General features: G+C 52.5%; 1 rRNA gene. It reads left to right on the forward strand.

The features are described from left to right. Window positions 1–320: 320 nt before the first annotated feature. Window positions 321–775 (forward strand): 23S ribosomal RNA (locus NS2_RS37070); the annotation flags it as partial.

Raw genomic sequence — 775 nt, forward strand, 5'->3', positions numbered from 1 at the left:
GGCACTTCTACGCAAACTCTTCGAACAGTCGAATGATGTTGCGTCAGAGACCGTTTCGGACTCATACGTAGTCCGGCGGACGCTCATGGGTGGAACACTGACAACCTTCATCGCACTCGATCGGTACTCAGTGACCGGTCGCGGTGGATATACCGACACACTATTGGGTCCTGAAAGAACAGACGACAGTCTTTCTTTCCAGGCAAAAAACGATCTGCTCGGATCTTCTGAGAAACTGCTGGCTGTGCCGGTAAGTCCTGATATCCCATCCGAGTGGGTGTGTTGTTTGAGAACTGCACAGTGGACGCGAGCATCTTTGTTAGTAAGTGTGTAAGAGCGTACGGTGGATGCCTTGGCACCAGGAGCCGATGAAGGACGTAGTAGGCTGCGATAAGCCTCGGGGAGCTGTCAAACGAGCTGAGATCCGAGGATTTCCGAATGGGGAAACCCGGCACGAGTGATGTCGTGTCACCCGCACCTGAATATATAGGGTGTGTGGAGGGAACGTGGGGAAGTGAAACATCTCAGTACCCACAGGAAGAGAAAACAACATGTGATTCCGTGAGTAGTGGCGAGCGAAAGCGGAAGAGGCTAAACCGGTTATGTGTGATAGACGGCAGTCGTTGCATAGCCGGGGTCGTGGGATTGTTTTTCCTGTTTCTGCCGAAACAGGCGACAGTAAGAAACCAGAGCGTTAGTCGAATTGGTCTGGGACGGCCAACCGTAGAGGGTGAGAGTCCTGTAGACGAAAACGATCTGGCTGTCGTAAGCAACT

The organism is Nocardia seriolae NBRC 15557 (genome assembly GCF_007990715.1).
Lineage (GTDB): Bacteria > Actinomycetota > Actinomycetes > Mycobacteriales > Mycobacteriaceae > Nocardia > Nocardia seriolae.